This window comes from Vibrio sp. S11_S32 (assembly GCF_014694465.1).
Classification (GTDB): Bacteria; Pseudomonadota; Gammaproteobacteria; order Enterobacterales; family Vibrionaceae; genus Vibrio; species Vibrio algicola.
Genome location: NZ_JAAUWS010000051.1, coordinates 1 through 16,909, shown reverse-complemented (window position 1 = coordinate 16,909; position 16,909 = coordinate 1). Strand labels below are relative to the sequence as shown.

General features: G+C 41.6%; 19 protein-coding genes. 10 read left to right on the top strand and 9 right to left on the bottom strand.

Features of this window, described 5'->3' with window-relative positions:
* Nucleotides 1-110: 110 nt before the first annotated feature.
* The 4 genes from HC723_RS14700 to HC723_RS14685 all read right to left on the bottom strand — a co-directional run bounded on the left by HC723_RS14700 (nt 111) and on the right by HC723_RS14685 (nt 2,997).
* Nucleotides 111-581, bottom strand: a complete 471-nt coding sequence (locus HC723_RS14700) for a hypothetical protein (protein WP_190339615.1) — start codon at nt 579-581, stop codon at nt 111-113.
* Nucleotides 582-830: 249 nt separating this feature from the next.
* Nucleotides 831-1,388: an isochorismatase family protein gene (locus HC723_RS14695; protein ID WP_190339614.1), complete on the bottom strand. Its 558-nt coding sequence runs from the start codon at nt 1,386-1,388 to the stop codon at nt 831-833.
* 349 nt (nt 1,389-1,737) lie between these two features.
* The gene (gene ppnP, locus HC723_RS14690; protein ID WP_153448908.1) at nt 1,738-2,019 is read right to left on the bottom strand and encodes a pyrimidine/purine nucleoside phosphorylase; all 282 of its coding nucleotides are present in this window, start codon (nt 2,017-2,019) and stop codon (nt 1,738-1,740) included.
* A 114-nt stretch (nt 2,020-2,133) separates the two neighbouring features.
* Entirely contained in the window at nt 2,134-2,997 is an 864-nt protein-coding gene (locus tag HC723_RS14685; RefSeq protein ID WP_153448909.1) for an alpha/beta hydrolase, read from the bottom strand.
* A gap of 221 nt (nt 2,998-3,218) precedes the next feature.
* Between HC723_RS14685 and HC723_RS14680 the strand changes: the two genes are divergently transcribed.
* Nucleotides 3,219-4,175, top strand: coding sequence for an AEC family transporter (locus HC723_RS14680; protein ID WP_153448910.1), 957 nt, complete (start codon nt 3,219-3,221; stop codon nt 4,173-4,175).
* A 44-nt stretch (nt 4,176-4,219) separates the two neighbouring features.
* Complete coding sequence (gene yjeH, locus HC723_RS14675) at nt 4,220-5,512, top strand: L-methionine/branched-chain amino acid transporter (protein WP_153448911.1); 1,293 nt, start codon at nt 4,220-4,222, stop codon at nt 5,510-5,512.
* A 60-nt stretch (nt 5,513-5,572) separates the two neighbouring features.
* Here yjeH and HC723_RS14670 read toward each other — a convergent pair whose 3' ends face one another.
* Both HC723_RS14670 and HC723_RS14665 read right to left on the bottom strand, forming a co-directional pair.
* Nucleotides 5,573-6,565 (bottom strand): endonuclease/exonuclease/phosphatase family protein, encoded by a 993-nt coding sequence (locus HC723_RS14670; RefSeq protein ID WP_203218782.1) that lies wholly within the window; start codon nt 6,563-6,565, stop codon nt 5,573-5,575.
* Nucleotides 6,566-6,722: 157 nt separating this feature from the next.
* Nucleotides 6,723-7,133, bottom strand: coding sequence for a cytidine deaminase (locus HC723_RS14665; RefSeq protein WP_153448913.1), 411 nt, complete (start codon nt 7,131-7,133; stop codon nt 6,723-6,725).
* Nucleotides 7,134-7,312: 179 nt separating this feature from the next.
* Here HC723_RS14665 and HC723_RS14660 point away from each other — a divergent pair, with 179 nt between their 5' ends.
* From HC723_RS14660 to HC723_RS14640, 5 genes are all read left to right on the top strand, one after another.
* A complete protein-coding gene (locus HC723_RS14660) occupies nt 7,313-7,996 on the top strand; it encodes a hypothetical protein (RefSeq protein ID WP_153448914.1) in 684 nt (227 codons plus the stop codon).
* Between the two features lie 140 nt (nt 7,997-8,136).
* Nucleotides 8,137-9,051, top strand: a complete 915-nt coding sequence (locus HC723_RS14655) for a DUF368 domain-containing protein (RefSeq protein ID WP_190339612.1) — start codon at nt 8,137-8,139, stop codon at nt 9,049-9,051.
* 158 nt (nt 9,052-9,209) lie between these two features.
* On the top strand, nt 9,210-9,695 hold the full coding sequence (locus tag HC723_RS14650; RefSeq protein ID WP_190339611.1) for a hypothetical protein: 486 nt from the start codon (nt 9,210-9,212) through the stop codon (nt 9,693-9,695).
* A complete protein-coding gene (locus HC723_RS14645; protein WP_190339610.1) occupies nt 9,692-10,291 on the top strand; it encodes an SCO family protein in 600 nt (199 codons plus the stop codon). Before HC723_RS14650 ends, HC723_RS14645 begins: the two co-directional genes overlap by 4 nt.
* The gene (locus HC723_RS14640) at nt 10,291-10,806 is read left to right on the top strand and encodes a copper chaperone PCu(A)C (protein ID WP_153448917.1); all 516 of its coding nucleotides are present in this window, start codon (nt 10,291-10,293) and stop codon (nt 10,804-10,806) included. Before HC723_RS14645 ends, HC723_RS14640 begins: the two co-directional genes overlap by 1 nt.
* A gap of 70 nt (nt 10,807-10,876) precedes the next feature.
* Here the strand turns inward: HC723_RS14640 and HC723_RS14635 are convergent, their stop codons facing one another.
* Nucleotides 10,877-11,440 (bottom strand): GTP pyrophosphokinase, encoded by a 564-nt coding sequence (locus tag HC723_RS14635; RefSeq protein ID WP_190339609.1) that lies wholly within the window; start codon nt 11,438-11,440, stop codon nt 10,877-10,879.
* A gap of 166 nt (nt 11,441-11,606) precedes the next feature.
* Between HC723_RS14635 and HC723_RS14630 the strand changes: the two genes are divergently transcribed.
* Nucleotides 11,607-12,503, top strand: a complete 897-nt coding sequence (locus HC723_RS14630) for a DMT family transporter (RefSeq protein ID WP_178306534.1) — start codon at nt 11,607-11,609, stop codon at nt 12,501-12,503.
* A gap of 65 nt (nt 12,504-12,568) precedes the next feature.
* Here the strand turns inward: HC723_RS14630 and HC723_RS14625 are convergent, their stop codons facing one another.
* Entirely contained in the window at nt 12,569-14,341 is a 1,773-nt protein-coding gene (locus HC723_RS14625; RefSeq protein WP_190339608.1) for a SulP family inorganic anion transporter, read from the bottom strand.
* 507 nt (nt 14,342-14,848) lie between these two features.
* Between HC723_RS14625 and ectA the strand changes: the two genes are divergently transcribed.
* Entirely contained in the window at nt 14,849-15,394 is a 546-nt protein-coding gene (gene ectA / locus HC723_RS14620) for a diaminobutyrate acetyltransferase (protein ID WP_190339607.1), read from the top strand.
* Between the two features lie 167 nt (nt 15,395-15,561).
* Nucleotides 15,562-16,806, top strand: coding sequence for a diaminobutyrate--2-oxoglutarate transaminase (ectB, locus tag HC723_RS14615; RefSeq protein ID WP_190339606.1), 1,245 nt, complete (start codon nt 15,562-15,564; stop codon nt 16,804-16,806).
* On the opposite strand, the gene HC723_RS14610 is transcribed toward ectB, so the two are convergent.
* Nucleotides 16,794-16,909: IS3 family transposase (locus tag HC723_RS14610; protein ID WP_190339605.1), on the bottom strand; the 116-nt coding region annotated here is incomplete at its 5' end. The two genes, ectB and HC723_RS14610, sit on opposite strands and share 13 nt — an antisense overlap.

Below are 16,909 nucleotides of genomic sequence, written 5' to 3'. Positions count from 1 at the left end.
ATTATTGATGACATTAAGCGCTTGAGAAACGTCCATAAAAAATCCTAGCATATTAAATATGCTAGGATTTTTACACAGCTATAGGATCGTTCAACCACTATTTTAAGATCTTAAATGATCGGCATTACCACCCAATCAGGCTCTTCTAGTGAGACAGAACGCAAATAACGCACCGCTTCATTACTATTCTCATCAAGATTATCTTTATCGAGTAAACTTACTAATTCTTCATACGCGAGCTCAAAGGGTTGAGAGTGCTCTTGATATTCAACACGGGGATCCAACTCTTCCGTAATAGCTGATGGACTGTGCATCACAAAGCTTTCTTGATCTTCCACTGGACGCGCCTGGCGCACCGACATTCGATACAAGATAAAAATAACCAAGCTCAATTCAAGTAAGATGAACACTCCAAATAGCGCATCATTACCCCAATATTGCATCGCGACAGAGGCGGTGTATGGACCAATAATCGAGCCGACCGCATAAATACAAAGCAAGCCTGACAACACTGGCACTAACTGAGTTTTTAAGGCGCGATCAAAGGTTTCTGAAATGCTTAGCGGGTAATAACAAGCCACTCAGTCCGTGACTGGCCATTAAAAAAAAAGGAACTAACACACAGCAGTATTAGGGGACGTATCGCCGCCATCGCATTCATAATAATCCTTTATGACTTCATGCTTTTAAATCAGTAACATCTTAATACTTCAGATGATCTTCAACAAAAAATAATAACATAAAGCCATAAACGATAACATAATGAAACAGCGGATAGCTAAGTGATCTCAAGAGACACGGCTTAGATACTTAACTGCCCACTTTAGATTTTAGATCTGCTCAATCAGGGTTAAAACATCTTGAGTCGAACCAGTTTCAGCCATGCGAGGGAAGATTAAGTTCACGCTATTATTATGGGTATCAAGATTTAAATCTGTCATTGCATCTGTCGCTAAAGTCACGTTATAACCCAGCTCCCATGCTTGACGAGCAGTTGATTCCACGCCAATGCTGGTCGCTACACCGACGATCACAACTTGAGTAACGCCTTGCGCTTTTAAATATTGATCAAGGTCGGTATTAACAAATCCGCCCCATGTTTTTTTAGTCACAAGGTGATCGCTTGCTTGTACATTTAAACGCGCATCCAGTTGTATAAAGTCGGCTGGGAACTCACCATGTGAAGCGCCTTGATCGGTACGACCCGGCGCACCTGCCGCAACATTAACAAGAACGACCGGTAGATTTTTGTCACGAAAAGCCGTCACTAACTGACATGATTTTTCCACCACAGGATCGGTATCGTGGCAAGTTGGCAGGGCCAAAATTCCTGTTTGTAAATCAATCACGATTAAGGCAGTTTTTGGATCTAAGGTTGTAATAGACATCGGCTCTCCGGCTTTAGATAAAATAAGTAATGATAATAATGTAACTAATCGCAATCATAGACCGGAAAGCGTGATCTTGGTTCAATTTTGTGTCAGGTTTATCGATTCTCTTTCCATCTTTACTGATACTAATTCAATCAATTGAATGATCGTTCAAAATTGAGTACAGAGAAAAGTGTCAAAGGCCATGAATGGCCTTTTCTCAAGCGACCAAGGATGGATCAGAGCCTTTTCGGCGTATTCAAATTGATAAAATATTAAACGAAATTGGTATGGCATAAAAAAACGAGCCACAAAGTGATCCACTTTCGTCGCTCGTTTTTATAGAGAAAAAATTGAAATTTATCGTTTATAGATATTCACACAAGTAAGCGGTGGGAGTCGCTACTCTTAAATCAAACGATGAGTCACCAATGACATCAAAGGCTTGTCCTGCTTCATAAGTAACCCATGCTTCAGTGCCTGGTAATTTTACCGTTAGCGCACCTTTTACTACCGTCATTTTCTCTGGCGCGGCGGTGCCAAAGGTGTATTCACCAGCCGCCATCACACCAACACTGCTATCGCCATCGGCTTGAGTAAAACCTAATGATTTTACTGAACCTTCAAAGTAAGTACTTTCCTTGATCATTTTGACTTCCTTAATAAATTGACTTGTCATACTTGAATCTAATAAATGGACATTTCTTTTTATCTGAGCTTGGATACGTACTCAAGATTTATTTTTATTAGTGCGGAGTTTTACTCACTTTAATAACGATTTTTCCACCAAGCGCTCAAAGGCTTGCATGGTTTCGTCGGCTTTCATGATTCGGTTATGTCCATACCCTTGCACGCTAATCAAATCGACCCATTGACTTTGCTCACTCATTTCAACACTAATACTATGGTTGGCAAACTTATCCTCGCTGTCATGCACGATCATAGTAGGTGCTTGACGCTCGATTAAACGTTTTTGTGGATCGATACTTTGCAAAGGATATTGATATTGGCTTTCCACTTCTGAAATCACTTCATTAAATAATTTAATCGAAAAACCAGAGCGTTGGATCATCAGCATTAAGTTATCAAGATAATTGACGACCGGGGCTACAAGCAACAAAGGCTTGTCTTTTAAATTGCGATGTTTCGATTCTAAAACCGCGGCGCTGCCCATGCTATGAGCGACGATACCGGCAATATTATCAACAGAATCTGCCATCGCATCCATTGCATTAACAAAAGCGGGTAAATGGCCATAACGCCCACCACTTTCACCATGCCCTGCGTAATCAAAGGCTAAAGCGGTAAACCCTTGCGCGGCAATATGCTCCATTAAAGGAAAAAATTGCGATGTCGAGCCCGACCAACCATGCGTGATCAGCCATACCGGCCCTTCCCCTAATGAGTAAGTGGCCAGTGGTCCTTCTTCGCACGCGACTTTGCCTCGGATCAGATTTTGTGGATCTGGGTTTTTCGCCTTTAATCGCGCTGGAGTTAACAGCAGTTTTTTGGCAGTTTTAATCGCATGTTTACGAGCAATCGTATGATGTAAACGTGTGGTCACATTCACCATGCTGCGCTTAACACTAAAGCGACCGGGAGTATTAAAGTAAATCTTATTGCTCATAAAGTGATCTCATGTCTTTTTAAACTGGGTGCATTGTCATATCTTCACAAGTAATATCATATTGAGAGAATTAATAATAATGGAATTTGTTAAAATTAAGTTAATTGCCGTTTTACTGATACTATCTTGAACATAATATCTTTTTTATTTGTATTATTTATACTGGAATCTGTCTTTTTCTCCAATCTAGCACCGTTTTTCAATTATTTTACGGATCAAGCATGAATGAACTAATACAACACTTCGCTTTTTCGGCCTCGATTACCGGCCCAATATGCTTGATGATCCTACTTGGGGTGGTATTGCGTCGTTTTGAGGTGATCAATGATAATTTTATTGATGTGGCCTCTAAACTGGTGTTTAAAGTCACCTTACCTGCGATGCTTTTTTTAAGTATTATCAACTCAACCTCAATTGGCACTGAAAGCATCCCGTTAGTCATGTTTGGCGTAATAAGCAATACACTCTTTTTTCTGTTTACCGCTTTTACTGTTCGCTTTTTTATTAAAGATCCTAGTCAAAAAGGCGTCGTGGTTCAGGGTGGGTTTCGAGCAAATACGGCAATTATTGCTTTAGCCTATGTCGCCAACGCTTATGGTGAAACCGGTGTGGCTATCGCTGCCGTTTATGTGGCTTCTTTGACCATGCTATATAACATTCTCGCGGTTATTGCTCTTACTCCTAAAGGAGAAAATTCAAACGCTAAGGCGTATCTTGGCATGATAAAGTCAATGGCGAAAAACCCTTTGATACTTTCAATTTTATTGGCTCTCATTGTCTATACATTAAGTATTCCTGTACCAGAAATCATCACCCATGCTGGGCAATATTTTGCCAATATGACACTGCCACTGGCGCTATTATGCACAGGGGGGTCACTTAACATTCGTGAACTTAAACATGACCGATTTCCGAACATTATCGCCACCGGTTACAAACTGATTTTAGCGCCATTATTTATCACCATTACGGCTTATTATTTTGGTTTCAACAATCAAGAGTTGGGTATTATCTTCTTTATGAGCGCCGCCCCTACCGCTGCAGCCAGTTATGTCATGGCACGCTCGATGGGAGGAAGCGCGACCTTAGCCGCCAATATTATTGCGTTAACCACAATCGGATCGATTGTTACTTGCAGCTTAGGCATTATGCTGCTTTCAAGCTTGAATTTAATGTAATACCCTTGAGCGCTTAGCCCAAATTTCAGCCTAATGAGATCAATGTGACCCAACAATTAAAACAAGACATTACCCTGCTCGGTGGTATTGGTCAGCTATCGACCACTTTACTCGGCACTGGGTTATTTATGATCCCCGCAATTGCCGCCAACTTAGCAGGCACTTGGTCACTGTGGGCATGGCTAATTCTATTTATTGCCATTTGCCCTATCGCTCTCACTTTTGCCATTTTAGGACAACGTTATCCTAATGCCGGTGGCACAGCTTATTTTGTCCGTCAGGCTTTTAATCCGAAAACCGAACGCAGTGTCGCTTGGTTATTTTTAAGTGTGCTTCCAGTCGGTTTGCCCGCCGCTATCACCTTAGCCGGCGGATTTGGGCATGCGTTATTACCTAACTTTCTTAGCCATGGTATCGGTTTTTTAAACGGCCATTATTTAGCCGAATTGCTTACCATCGTGCTTATTTTGACTATCACTTTAATGGGCAGTAAGTCTTCGTCCCATTTTCAGACTTTAATTGCTTTGAGTATTTTTGCGCTGGTTGGAGTGTTCTTTTGGCAAGGGCATATTGGTTTAGATGATATTTCGATGCCGAGCTTAAATTCTTCAGCCATACTGCCGATTGGTACTGCATTAGCGGTGATGTTTTGGTGCTTTGTTGGGATTGAAGCTTTTACCCACATGGGAGAAGAGTTTAAAAATCCGCAACGAGATTTTCCTATCGCGATCATTCTGGGTTGTTTTGTGGCCGGCTTTATTTACTGGGCATGTTCGGTAGTGATCTTAAAATTTCATGCCTTTGAGCCCAATATTTCCGCCCACAGTTCAATCCCTTGGTTAAGCGAACAGTTACTTGGCAATAAACTGGCCGCCGTTATCACGGTGATTGGCTATTTCGCTTGTTTTGCCAGTATTAATTTATACACCCAAAGCATGATACGTTTGGTTTGGTCACAAGCTCGAGACTATAAACCCAGCAGTCGCTTAACCCATTTATCCAAACGTGGCGTGCCCACTACCGCGACATACGCTGTAGCGGTAGTGCTGTTTTTATCTATCACCTTTGGACACCTCACCAATCTCGATTTAGAAACTTTAGTCAAACTGGCGAACAGCGTCTTTGTGTTGCTGTATTTGCTTGCGATGTTATCGGCCTATCGATTATTGACTGGTTGGGCAAAATATCTCGCAGGGTTCTCAACCTTATTATGCAGCGTAGTATTTCTATGTTTAGGTTGGAGTATGTTGTATGCGATCAGTATCTTCGCAGTACTGATACTACCGTGGGGCAAGTGGTTAAAGAAAGGTAAGCCGTCATTATCCAACACCCCTTAAGTTAATAAGTGCTGTGCTGAGCTAAGTTTGCTAACCGATGAACACGTTTAAATTGAACTGTTAATCTCTGAAACTTGGCACATCATTTTTATTCGATTCTTGTTGCTGATTGATATCTTGTGCCCATTGTCTATCCGCAACATCCGCCTCTAATCCTTCTTGATTTGAGCCATAAGCAGGATTATAGACAAGTCGAGTAAGCAAAGAGAAATGATCCGATCCAATAGATGGTAAACGCTGAATCGATTTCAAAGTAAAATGCTCACTATGGAAAAGATGATCCAACGGCCAACGTAAAAAGAAATAATCGACATGAAAGGTATTAAACATCCCTCTCCCAACTCGTGGATCGAGTAAGCCACTAATTTTTCTAAACAGCCGAGTAGTGGCCGACCATGCCACATCGTTAAGATCCCCCGTGACTATGATGGGTAAATCACTTTCCGCTACACTTCGACCGACGATCACCAACTCTGCATCTCGCTCTGTCGATTCTTCATTTTCAGTTGGGCTTGGCGGTGCAGGATGCAGGAAATGAACCCGAATCTTATCGCCCGTGGGTAATACTAATAAAGCATGAATAGAGGGAACATCCTCTTCAATTAAAAAAGAAATCGTAGGATCTTCGAGCGGAAAACGTGAAAAAACATGCATGCCATAAAGGTTATCCAATGGACACTTAATGCTATAACCCATCTCATCACTCAGTTCTACCAGCTGATCTTGCCACCATTGATCCGACTCCAATGTGACCAATACATCCGGTTTATGCTCCCTCACCAACTCAATTAACGCCTCAGCATTGCGGTTAGGCGTTAATACATTCGCGGTTAAGATGCTAACTTCACTGTCAGGGCGATGATCTCTCGCGGTTTTTACTTCTTTTTTCCACAAAGGGGTATAAGGCAAAATCCACCACAGTTGCCAACTTAAACATACCATCGATGTCAATAGTAAAGTCCAACTGCTCCCCAAATTAAAGTCGAGAAATACTACATCGGCAATCACTAAAAAAGTCAAGAAAAGAGCAATTTGTAGCCGAGGAAAGTCCATGGCTCGCACTATCCAGTGAGGGTGACGAGACAAAGGTACAACACAAAAAATCACGCATAGCACAGTGCAAAAAAATAGTAACCAAAACATGATACCGGCATCCTTACTGGTTATTTATCATCCAAATACAATACAGGCTCTGCGCTAAACGACAAAATTAAAGTGTGTCACCATTCACCAAAGACCAATGATGAGGCATCAGTTCTCGAATAGACTTAAAGACCAGTTTATTATCAGCAGTGGTGATCGCAGCTTGTACATCACCGCCCCAATGCACTAGCCGTTCTTGGCAAATACCGCACGGCGTCAATATTAAAAATTTGCTGTTTTCATCTTCACGACATAGACACAGTGAATGAGTCACTCGTTCATTGAGTTTATGCGCTTCTAAATAAGCCCCCACCTCCATACACAGTGATAAGCCATCATTTTTAACATCTGGCGCGATGCTGGTCAGTATCTTACCCGACTCAGTTCGAATCGCTGCCGCACCACCCCAACCTGCAGGGTAACGTGATTCAATAAGATTAATTGCGGCTTGATAAAGCGACATTTCAATATTATTCATAACATTCTCATACTCTCTTTTGATGAAAAGATAGCCAGTTAACACAGCAAAAACAACGATCTTAAAAAGAGTTATTAATAAATTTGATAGAAGTTCGCTTATTGGTAAAAACACGCTGACTCCACTAGCTATGATCCTATACACTGAATTGGGTTTTTAATTTGCAGGAAGCAAGTTTGATGTTGATTGAATGGCAAAAAGATCGAGTATGGTATGAGGATATGCCATATCGAAAGTTTGGATTAACGCATATTCAGCGTATGATCGTGGTGAAACTCGAACAAGATAAATTGTTGGTGATCTCTCCGATTGAACTCAATACGCAAAAACAATTAGAGTTATCCAAACTTGGCACCGTTAAAGCCATCATTTCCCCCACCGCGAGCTACCATCAATACTTATCTGAATGGTGGTTGGCTTATTCTAAAGCCTATTTTTACGCCACTCATGCCTTAATTGAAAAGCGTACCGATCTCAAATTTGATGACGTTTTATCCCATCGCACTCCTAAACTATGGCAAGGCCAACTGCTACAGACCTCAATTGTGAGTGACGATCATCCTAATAAAATGATTTTTTGCGATCCCATCAGCCGCACCTTATTTGTCAGTAATAACCTGATTGCGATCCAACCTCACTTACCGACTGGGCAAAAGATACTGACCTTGGCACAAGGGGTAAATCACGAACTCAAGCTGCCTTTTTATCAACGTCGAAAGTTTAAAAACAAAGCCAGACTCAGAGTGTCGGTTCAAGAAGTAATGACCTGGCCATTTGATCGTTTATTGTCATCCAACGGCTTAGTGATTGAGAAAAATGCCAAAGATGCTTTCTATCAAGCGTTTTGGTGGGCGTTTCAGTAATTCCACAATTGCCTTCAATTTGCCTCATTCATAAAAATTGACCATCAAATGACTTTTCTTTATGCGGAAAGCGTGACAACCTACGCATCTAAATCAAGGTGATGATCCGCATCGCCTTTCAGTTAACGGTATTCTGGTCAATGAACTATTTCTATACTTACCTCAAAGGCGTTGCGATGGGCGCAGCGGATGTTGTTCCTGGTGTTTCAGGCGGTACGATTGCCTTTATTACTGGCATTTACGACACCTTACTTGGCAGCATTCAAAAAATTAACCCTAGCCTATTGGGTTTATGGAAGCGTGAAGGTTTTAAAGCGGTTCTGCTGCACATCAATGCCGGATTTCTAGTCGCACTATTTGGTGGCATTTTAACCAGCATCTTAACCTTAGCCAAATTGATTTCTTGGCTCTTGGTGACCCACCCTATTCCGTTATGGTCATTCTTCTTTGGTTTGATTTTAATTTCTGTGGTGCATATTTTAAAACAAGTAGAAGGCCGAAAACTCAGCTATTTGATTTTCTTGGCGCTAGGGGTGGCTCTCGCCTACTCCATCACTGTTCTACAACCATTAAATATGCAAGCCAATCCGATTAATTTAATTATTGCCGGTGGTATTGCCATTTGCGCCATGATTTTGCCGGGTATTTCAGGCAGCTTTATTCTATTGCTGTTGGGTATTTATCCAACCATTTTAGCGGCGGTGAAATCTCTCGACCTTGGCATTATTAGCTTATTTGCGATTGGCGCGGTATGTGGTTTATTAACCTTTTCACACCTACTGGCTTGGCTATTAAAACGACACCGCGATGCCACTTTGATTTTCTTAACGGGCTTAATGGTGGGCACACTACCAAAAATTTGGCCGTGGAAAGAAACCGTCAGCTGGATGGTCAATTCTCATGGCGAAAAAGTGCCACTGCTGCAACACAACTTATTGCCAACCACCTTTGAACATACCATGGGGCAACCTTCGCAATTGTTACTGTCCATCGTATGTATGTTAGGTGGGATCTTAGTGGTGTGGCTGCTGGAGAAGTTTGCTCAACACGATTAATATCTGAAGTGACACACTCAAATAGACACCGCCTAGTTTCGATTGAATCTGGGCGTTTTATTATGGAACCATTAGCTCACAAACCAATAACAAATACTGCTCCATTTGATACCTTATGGTAACATCATTATCAGTCACCATATTGATAGGACAGGGAATTGTCAGCAAACTCAGCCTCAAGTAAGCCAAGTAACGCCTCTAAATTTATTCCGATTTTATTGATTGGAATAGCTTTAGTGGTTGGTTTTTACGCCCCCAGTTTTTATTCCTTTATTAAGCAAAATACGGCTTTCACATCGACCGCACCTAAGTGGGATTTATCGCGTTATTGCGCCTTATCCACCACTACATGCCAACAAAATAATGTCAATATCACCTTAGATAACGATATTGTTCGCCCGTTAGACGAAACACATATTAAGGTCGAGTGGCCGAATCAAACCAGCGATAAGTTAATGCTTACCCTACGCGGGTTAGAAATGGATCTCGGCGTGGTGAAATTCCCCGTGCTCAAACAAAAAGATGGCAGTTATCAAGGAAGTATTGTTTTGCCAATTTGCACCTACACTAAAATGACTTGGATTGGCTCTTTAACCGATAGCCACCAACAAAAAATTTACACGTCAGTTAGGATGGAAAAATGAAGAAGTCTTGGATTATTTTATTGATTTTAGCCTTTATGATTGGAGTGGGGGCGAATTTATATCTCAGCAATTCAGCCTTAAATAGCGCAAAAAATTCCACCTTATCAAACAGCACTGTATTGCAAGCCGATGACGGCAAAGAGGTGAATATTTTTGACCCGCAAGATCCGCGTATCCGAGTGGTGTATTTTGGTTTTACTCGCTGTCCAGATGTGTGCCCAACCTCACTGGCCATGTTGTCTGCGGCTTTAAAACAACTGCCTCAAGCGGAGTTAGATAAAATCCGCCCCATGTTTATTACTCTCGACCCTGAGCGCGACTCTGGCACCGATGCTCAAAAATACGCCCATTACTTTCACCCAAACATTGAAGGATTTTCAGGCTCTGTCGACAATATTTCCAGCTTGGCACATCGCTATGGAGTGATATTTCAAAAAACCGAGCTGAAAGATTCGGCATTAAAATACACCATCGATCACAGTTCTTATTTCTACTTTTTAAAACCCGATGGTACCTTGCTTAAAAAAGTACCACATACCCTCAACCCACAACCGATCATTGTTGCTATTGAGCAATTAGAAAAGGAAAACTCATAATGAAATGTAAAGCAGCCTCACTCGCGACTCTTTCTCTTAGTGCGCTACTTTTAAGTGCCTCAGCCTTGGCTCATGATGGGTTAAAATACGACAATCCTTATGCCCGAGCCACGCCGCCAAATGCGGTTAATAGCGCCGTGTTTATGACCATTGAAAATCATCAAGATAAAGACCGAAGCTTAGTTTCCGCTTCCAGTGATGCAGCTGAAAAAGTCGAACTTCATACGGTTGAAATGAATGGCGACATGATGAAAATGCGCCAGGTAAACAACATACCATTGCCATCAAACGGTGAGTTAGTGTTAAAACCGGGAAGTTTTCATATCATGCTGCTGAATGTAAAACAGCCATTAGTCGAGGGGAAAACCATTAGTGTAACGCTTACTTATGCCAATGGTGACACGGAAGAATTAACCGTTCCGGTCAAAAAAGTCATGGCAGGCATGAAAAATATGTCGCATCACGGTGAGCATAAAAAAGGCGAGATGAGCGACGAACATTCAATGGATCATTAAGATTCAATCTGAAATGGAATGTCCATCAAAATGGGATACGAGATACAAATATGTGTTAGTTTCTTATCAACTAACACATAAAAGAACGTTTGAATTTTTCATGGTTTTCAATGTTACTTTGTAAATCGTTGATATCCCAGATTTGTAATTCCCAAGGGAAATAAAAATTAGATTTATTTTTGAAATAAACATGTAGACCGCGATAACCTTCTTTATCACGTAAGTACCAATTTTTAAGATTCAGCTCTTCTTGCCAACCATCAAGTTGTTCCATGATAGATTCTATTTCATCCGCACTTAAGATAACCCGTGCACCAAAAATATCGTTAAGCCAATTATTGACGGGGTATTGATCGTCGCGCATTGAATATCGACTGATTTTATCATCAATACTTTCACGCGTTTTTACTCGATAAAAATATTTGATATCAATATCCGCCGTCATTAAATAATCATTAATGCTTTCATGCAAAGTTAAGCGATAAGTGTAAATGTGGTTAACTGGCACCTTGCTAATCGTGCAAAATAGATTCATTGGCTCAATTCTGCCAGCTTCAAAATAATCGCGAAAAAATTGAAGATGTAAGCGGTTAACTTCGTTGATCAGCTGTTTCACTAAGTTAATTTTGTTCATGCTAACTCTCCAACGTATCCGATTTAGGAAATAACAATTTTATGAGAATATTTCACTTTGCATCTTATGGAAAAATGAATAAACCAGCAATCCATAAGCCTATGTAAACATTTAGTGTGATACTTTACCTCTCAACCACAAGACTAGCTTTAAGAGTTTGCATATTATGGCCAAGCCTCAAACCCTCTCCATCACAGTGCTATTCACCGTTATTGCGCTGATCGCCTTTGCGGCTAATTCGGTACTAGGCCGTTTGGCATTAACCGTGGCTCACTTAGATCCATACAGTTTTACCATTATTCGCTTAACCTCTGGCGCGATGATGTTGTGGTTGGTATTACAAGGTCGAAACGTCTTTTCTGCTGCCACCAGCTCGGACAAAAACAACCATTCTAAAGCTCAAGGCAGTTGGCTATCGGCCTTGATGTTATTTCTGTATGCGGTCACCTTCTCTATCGCTTATCTCTCGCTCGATACTGGGGTTGGGGCGTTGATCTTATTTGGCGCAGTACAAGTCACCATGATTTTATACTCATCACTCACTGGCGCTAAATTAAAAACGGCAGAATTATTGGGCATTGCGTTAGCTTTTTGTGGCTTCTTATACTTAGTTTTACCCAACTTAAGTTCGCCATCTTTAAGTGGTTTTGTGTTGATGTCGATTGCTGGTATTGCATGGGCAGGTTATACCATTCGTGGCAAGCAATGCGATGATCCTTTATGCGATACCAGCGGAAATTTCATCCGCAGCTTGCCTTTCAGCTTATTGTTATTATTGGTTTTTATCTTTATCCCCCCTCAATTAAGCTTTGATGGGACATTATTGGCGATAACATCAGGGGCAGTCACATCCGGCATAGGGTATGCATTATGGTATGTGGCGTTGCGAGGATTAAGCGCCACTCAAGCGGGCGTGGTACAATTACTGGTTCCGGTGATCGCGGCGCTAGGTGGCATGATATTGATTGCCGAGCCGATCACCTTATCGTTTGTGGTCGCCTCTTTGATGATTTTAGGCGGAATTTTGCTGGTGATCTTACAAAAAAATAAAAAAACGCCTTAATGATGAAATAAGTGCATCAATAAGGCGTGTTCAATTTTTACTATTTAAATCAACAAATAAAGCCTTTAAATTTCGGCCGAAATATTCGTATCCGCTTCTTGTTTGTGATATTCGTTTCTTTGCAATTCGACGATATTACCTTCCGCAACCGCCTCTCGGTAACACGCACTTAATTTGATGGCAAGATACATATCGGAACGAATAATAATACCGCCATCCCCGACGGGTATCCCCATGACATCGCACCAAGATCGTAACTGACGTTTACGCCCTGCCAAAATCAAACGAACCCCTTGTTTTTTAAGCTGTATTTGCAAGTCACTGATCATCGACATGACACTGACATCCATGTGCGTAAAACAGGCCACCGAATCAATGATCACGCAGCTTAGATCTTTCTTATCAGTCAAATAAACATGCTTTAACAACTGACGTTTAAAGTATGGCGCGTTGAAATAGGTTAATGGTGAGTTAAAGCGATAAATCAGCAACCCAGGGATAGGCTTGGCTTTATTGCCACTGTCGATCGTTCTTACTCGCCCTTGATCACTCAGGCCTAAGATTTGATCGCTCGGGCGCATCACAATTCGTACAAATTGGAATAAACCAAGCAAAACAGCCAAAGTAATACCCGGAATAACACCAATCGCCAATACCGCAATAAAGGTGGTCACAGCTAAGTAAAAAGCGCTTTTATCTCGCCGTCTTAACGCCCACAGCCCTTTAAGATCAAGCAGTGAGAATGAAGCAATGATCAACACCATACCGAGTGCTGCAATCGGAATGAATTCCAGTGGCTGGTAGGCAAAAATGGCAATTAAACCAATACTGACCCCGGCAATAATAGACACCAATTGCGATTTACCACCATTGGCATCATTAACCGCAGTACGAGAATCAGCGCCACTAATCGCAAAACCAGACGACAAGGCAGAAGCAATATTCGCAAAGCCTAGCGCTCTAAATTCTTTATCTGCATCAATCTCATAGCCATTTTTAGCCGCAAAACTACGCGCGGTCAGCATCATGCTCACAAAGCTCACCATTGCCAAGTTAAAAGCAGGCATCACCAATTCTTGACCATCAGCAAGACTAAATAATGGCGCTTGGAATACTGGAAAACCGCCATCAACAGTACCCACAATATCGACACCAAAATTATTTAACTGCCCAGCCCAAGTTGCCAACGCGGCCAAAGCAATGGCAAACATCGCCGCCGGCCAAGTTGGTTTAAACCGCTTGCACACAAAATAGATAATGGCAGTCGCCGCACTGATCATCACCGTTTGCCATTGCACATTAGTCAGCATTAAAGGCGTCTCAATCAATTGCTCAAGCATCTGATCTTTATTAAAACTAAGCCCTAATACTTTGGCAAATTGCCCCACAATGATGGTGATCGCCACCCCGTTTAGTAAACCAAGCAAAATCGGACGGGATAAGAAGTCGGCTAAAATACCTAATTTGAAATAACTGGCTAATAAACACCATCCTCCAGTCATTAAGGTCATCGTGATCACTAATTGCCAATACACCACAGGATCGCCCCCTGCAAGCGGAGCAACTACTGCGGCCACCACAGCGCAAGTGGCCGCATCGGGCCCAGTAATTAACTGCCGAGAGGTACCAAAAAAGGCATACACAATCATCGGGAGGGCACACGAATACAAACCAACAATTGCGCTGACACCCGTTAATTGGGCATAAGCAATAGCAACCGGTAAGGCCACCGCGATCACCGAAAATGAGGCGCGAATATCATCGCCTAACCACGCTCGTTGGTAATCTTTAAATTGGTAAAGTCCCGGAGCCCAATAATTTATACATCCCTTAATCAACTCAATTTATCCTTAAATTTTTCAATCAAAAAACCACGCCGAATCAGCTAATTATAGCCGAGAGTGTTAAAGATTCGATCATTTATTTCATGAATAATCAACAATTCTCCAATTATTTTTTTTGCTGTGACTTCACACTTTCCCGTTTTCATATCAATTTTTTATGATTCTCTAAAAATCATACTGAAAACTGTGCTACCACCCCGATACATAAAGGCTAAGCCTTGTTTTAGCCCTTTAAAATTAATTACATCACTAATCATTACCTTATCTTTTAACATAAATACATCAACACTTATTTATCAAATAAAAACAATTGAATAGCCATTAAATTCATATTAACCCAACAAATTAGGGGTTGAATTAATTCATCAGCACGTTATGATCTCACTCGAAATTGATTAGTGCACTAAACAATTTTCATAGGCATTGATGAATTGAGCACTGATTGAAATGACTAACCCACACCCATAATGTTTATGGTGTGAGAAAAAGAAAAATAGGGCAATGATGATTACGGCACCGTGGGTTGCACACCCCGAAAAAGTGACCAGCACTCAGGACGAGTGGACATTTAGAAAACCCGAAATAAGCGATGGTACTAAGGTCAACAATCTGATCGAATCGTGTCCCCCTTTAGATACTAACTCGGCGTATTGCAACTTTTTGCAAACCTCCCATTTTAAAGAAACCTGCGTGTTAGCAGAAAAAAATGGTGAATTGGCCGGATTCGTTTCCGCTTATCTCAAACCTAATACCCCACCCGAACAACCGGTATTATTTGTTTGGCAAGTGGCTGTTTCACCCAACAGTCGCGGTTGTGGATTAGCGTACCGCATGATTAAAGCTTTGCTTGAGCGTGATGGTTTAGTGGATGTGTCTGCAATCGAGACCACCATTACCAAAGATAACCTCGGCTCGTGGCGCTTATTTCGCAAAATTGAGCGAGAAGATGGCGCGCCTGGCAATGTGTCGGTATTTTTGGATAAAGAGCGTCATTTCGATGGAGAACATGACAGCGAATTTTTATTCCATATCCCACTCGCAAGCTAATACTCTTGCTGCTAAAACGCTTTAGTTTTATTACTTAATAAACTTTATTGCTTAATAAACACAAAGCGTCTTATTAAATCGAACATAAAAACAAATTCACTCAGATCAATCTGAAGCATAAACACATCTATAGATTGATAAAAATGAAATGGAAGACAGGATCAGACATGAATATCTTTAAAAAGCACGAATCAAACGTTCAATGTTATGCCAACAATTTCCCCGTTGTATTTTCATCTGCAAAAGGTTGCTGGCTACACACCGAAAACGGCGATCGCTACTTAGATTTTCTTGCCGGTGCAGGTTCATTGAATTACGGACACAACAATCCCGTTCTCAAAAAAGCATTACTTGATTACATCGATCAAGACGGGTTAACCCACGGTTTAGATATGCATTCAGAAGCTAAAGCGCATTTTCTAACCAGCTTAACCGAGAAGATTTTACAGCCGCGCGAACTGGAATATAAAGTTCAGTTCACCGGCCCAACTGGTACCAATGCGGTTGAGTCTGCTATGAAATTGGCGCGTAAAGTAAAAAATCGTACCAATATCGTTGCCTTTACCAATGGTTTCCACGGAGTTTCTTACGGCGCATTAGCCGCAACCGGTAATCAGCATCATCGTGGTGGCGCAGCAATGCCGCTCTCTGGTGTGACACGTATTCCATACGAAGGTTATGCCGATATCGATGGTTTAGCATTATTTGAAACCATGCTCAACGATAACTCAGGTGGCCTAGATAAACCCGCTGCCGCGCTCGTTGAGGTAGTGCAAGGCGAAGGTGGTTTAAACGCCGCATCAAATGAATGGTTACAGCGTTTAAGTAAGATTTGTAAAGACAACGATGTATTGCTGATTGTCGATGACATTCAAGCGGGTTGTGGTCGTACTGGTACCTTCTTTAGTTTTGAACCTGCCGGCATTAAGCCCGACATGGTGACATTATCAAAATCAATCGGTGGTTACGGCTTACCAATGGCGATCATGCTCATGAAGCCAGAGTTAGACCAATGGGCTCCGGGTGAGCATAACGGTACTTTCCGTGGTAACAACCATGCCTTTATCACCGCCGCCGAAGCGATTGATACTTATTGGCACAATGATGATTTTGAGACTCATATTAAAGATCGCGCCGCGCAGTTAAATAAAGCACTGCAAAAGACACTTAAGCAATATTCAAACTTATTTGTCGGGATTAAAGGTCGCGGCTTAATGCAAGGTATTGAGTGTAAAGACGGTGATGTGGCTGATTTAATCACCAGCGATTGTTTTGAAAATGGCATGGTGATCGAAACTGCCGGCCCGAATGACGAAGTGGTGAAATTCTTCTGTCCATTAACCGTCAGTGAATCTGAGCTTGAACAAGGTATTCATATCTTCGAAAAAGCCTATTCTGGTCAAGCCCAATAGGACACCTGACTTTGTAATTTTTCATAGTCGATTGGCGTTAAATCACCAAGCGTAGTATGCAACCTTTCATGGTTGTAATACCGGATATATTCTTCAACATCTT

Excerpts from the sequence above, each read along its gene's own strand:
- HC723_RS14660 (WP_153448914.1), top strand. The coding sequence starts at position 7,313 with ATGTTGATTGAATGGCAAAAAGATCGAGTATGGTATGAGGATATGCCA.
- HC723_RS14670 (WP_203218782.1), bottom strand. The coding sequence starts at position 6,565 with ATGGACTTTCCTCGGCTACAAATTGCTCTTTTCTTGACTTTTTTAGTG.
- ectB (WP_190339606.1), top strand. The coding sequence starts at position 15,562 with ATGAATATCTTTAAAAAGCACGAATCAAACGTTCAATGTTATGCCAAC.
- HC723_RS14665 (WP_153448913.1), bottom strand. The coding sequence starts at position 7,133 with ATGAATAATATTGAAATGTCGCTTTATCAAGCCGCAATTAATCTTATT.
- HC723_RS14655 (WP_190339612.1), top strand. The coding sequence starts at position 8,137 with ATGAACTATTTCTATACTTACCTCAAAGGCGTTGCGATGGGCGCAGCG.
- HC723_RS14695 (WP_190339614.1), bottom strand. The coding sequence starts at position 1,388 with ATGTCTATTACAACCTTAGATCCAAAAACTGCCTTAATCGTGATTGAT.
- HC723_RS14685 (WP_153448909.1), bottom strand. The coding sequence starts at position 2,997 with ATGAGCAATAAGATTTACTTTAATACTCCCGGTCGCTTTAGTGTTAAG.
- ppnP (WP_153448908.1), bottom strand. The coding sequence starts at position 2,019 with ATGATCAAGGAAAGTACTTACTTTGAAGGTTCAGTAAAATCATTAGGT.
- HC723_RS14680 (WP_153448910.1), top strand. The coding sequence starts at position 3,219 with ATGAATGAACTAATACAACACTTCGCTTTTTCGGCCTCGATTACCGGC.
- HC723_RS14635 (WP_190339609.1), bottom strand. The coding sequence starts at position 11,440 with ATGAACAAAATTAACTTAGTGAAACAGCTGATCAACGAAGTTAACCGC.
- HC723_RS14645 (WP_190339610.1), top strand. The coding sequence starts at position 9,692 with ATGAAGAAGTCTTGGATTATTTTATTGATTTTAGCCTTTATGATTGGA.
- HC723_RS14640 (WP_153448917.1), top strand. The coding sequence starts at position 10,291 with ATGAAATGTAAAGCAGCCTCACTCGCGACTCTTTCTCTTAGTGCGCTA.
- ectA (WP_190339607.1), top strand. The coding sequence starts at position 14,849 with ATGATGATTACGGCACCGTGGGTTGCACACCCCGAAAAAGTGACCAGC.
- HC723_RS14630 (WP_178306534.1), top strand. The coding sequence starts at position 11,607 with ATGGCCAAGCCTCAAACCCTCTCCATCACAGTGCTATTCACCGTTATT.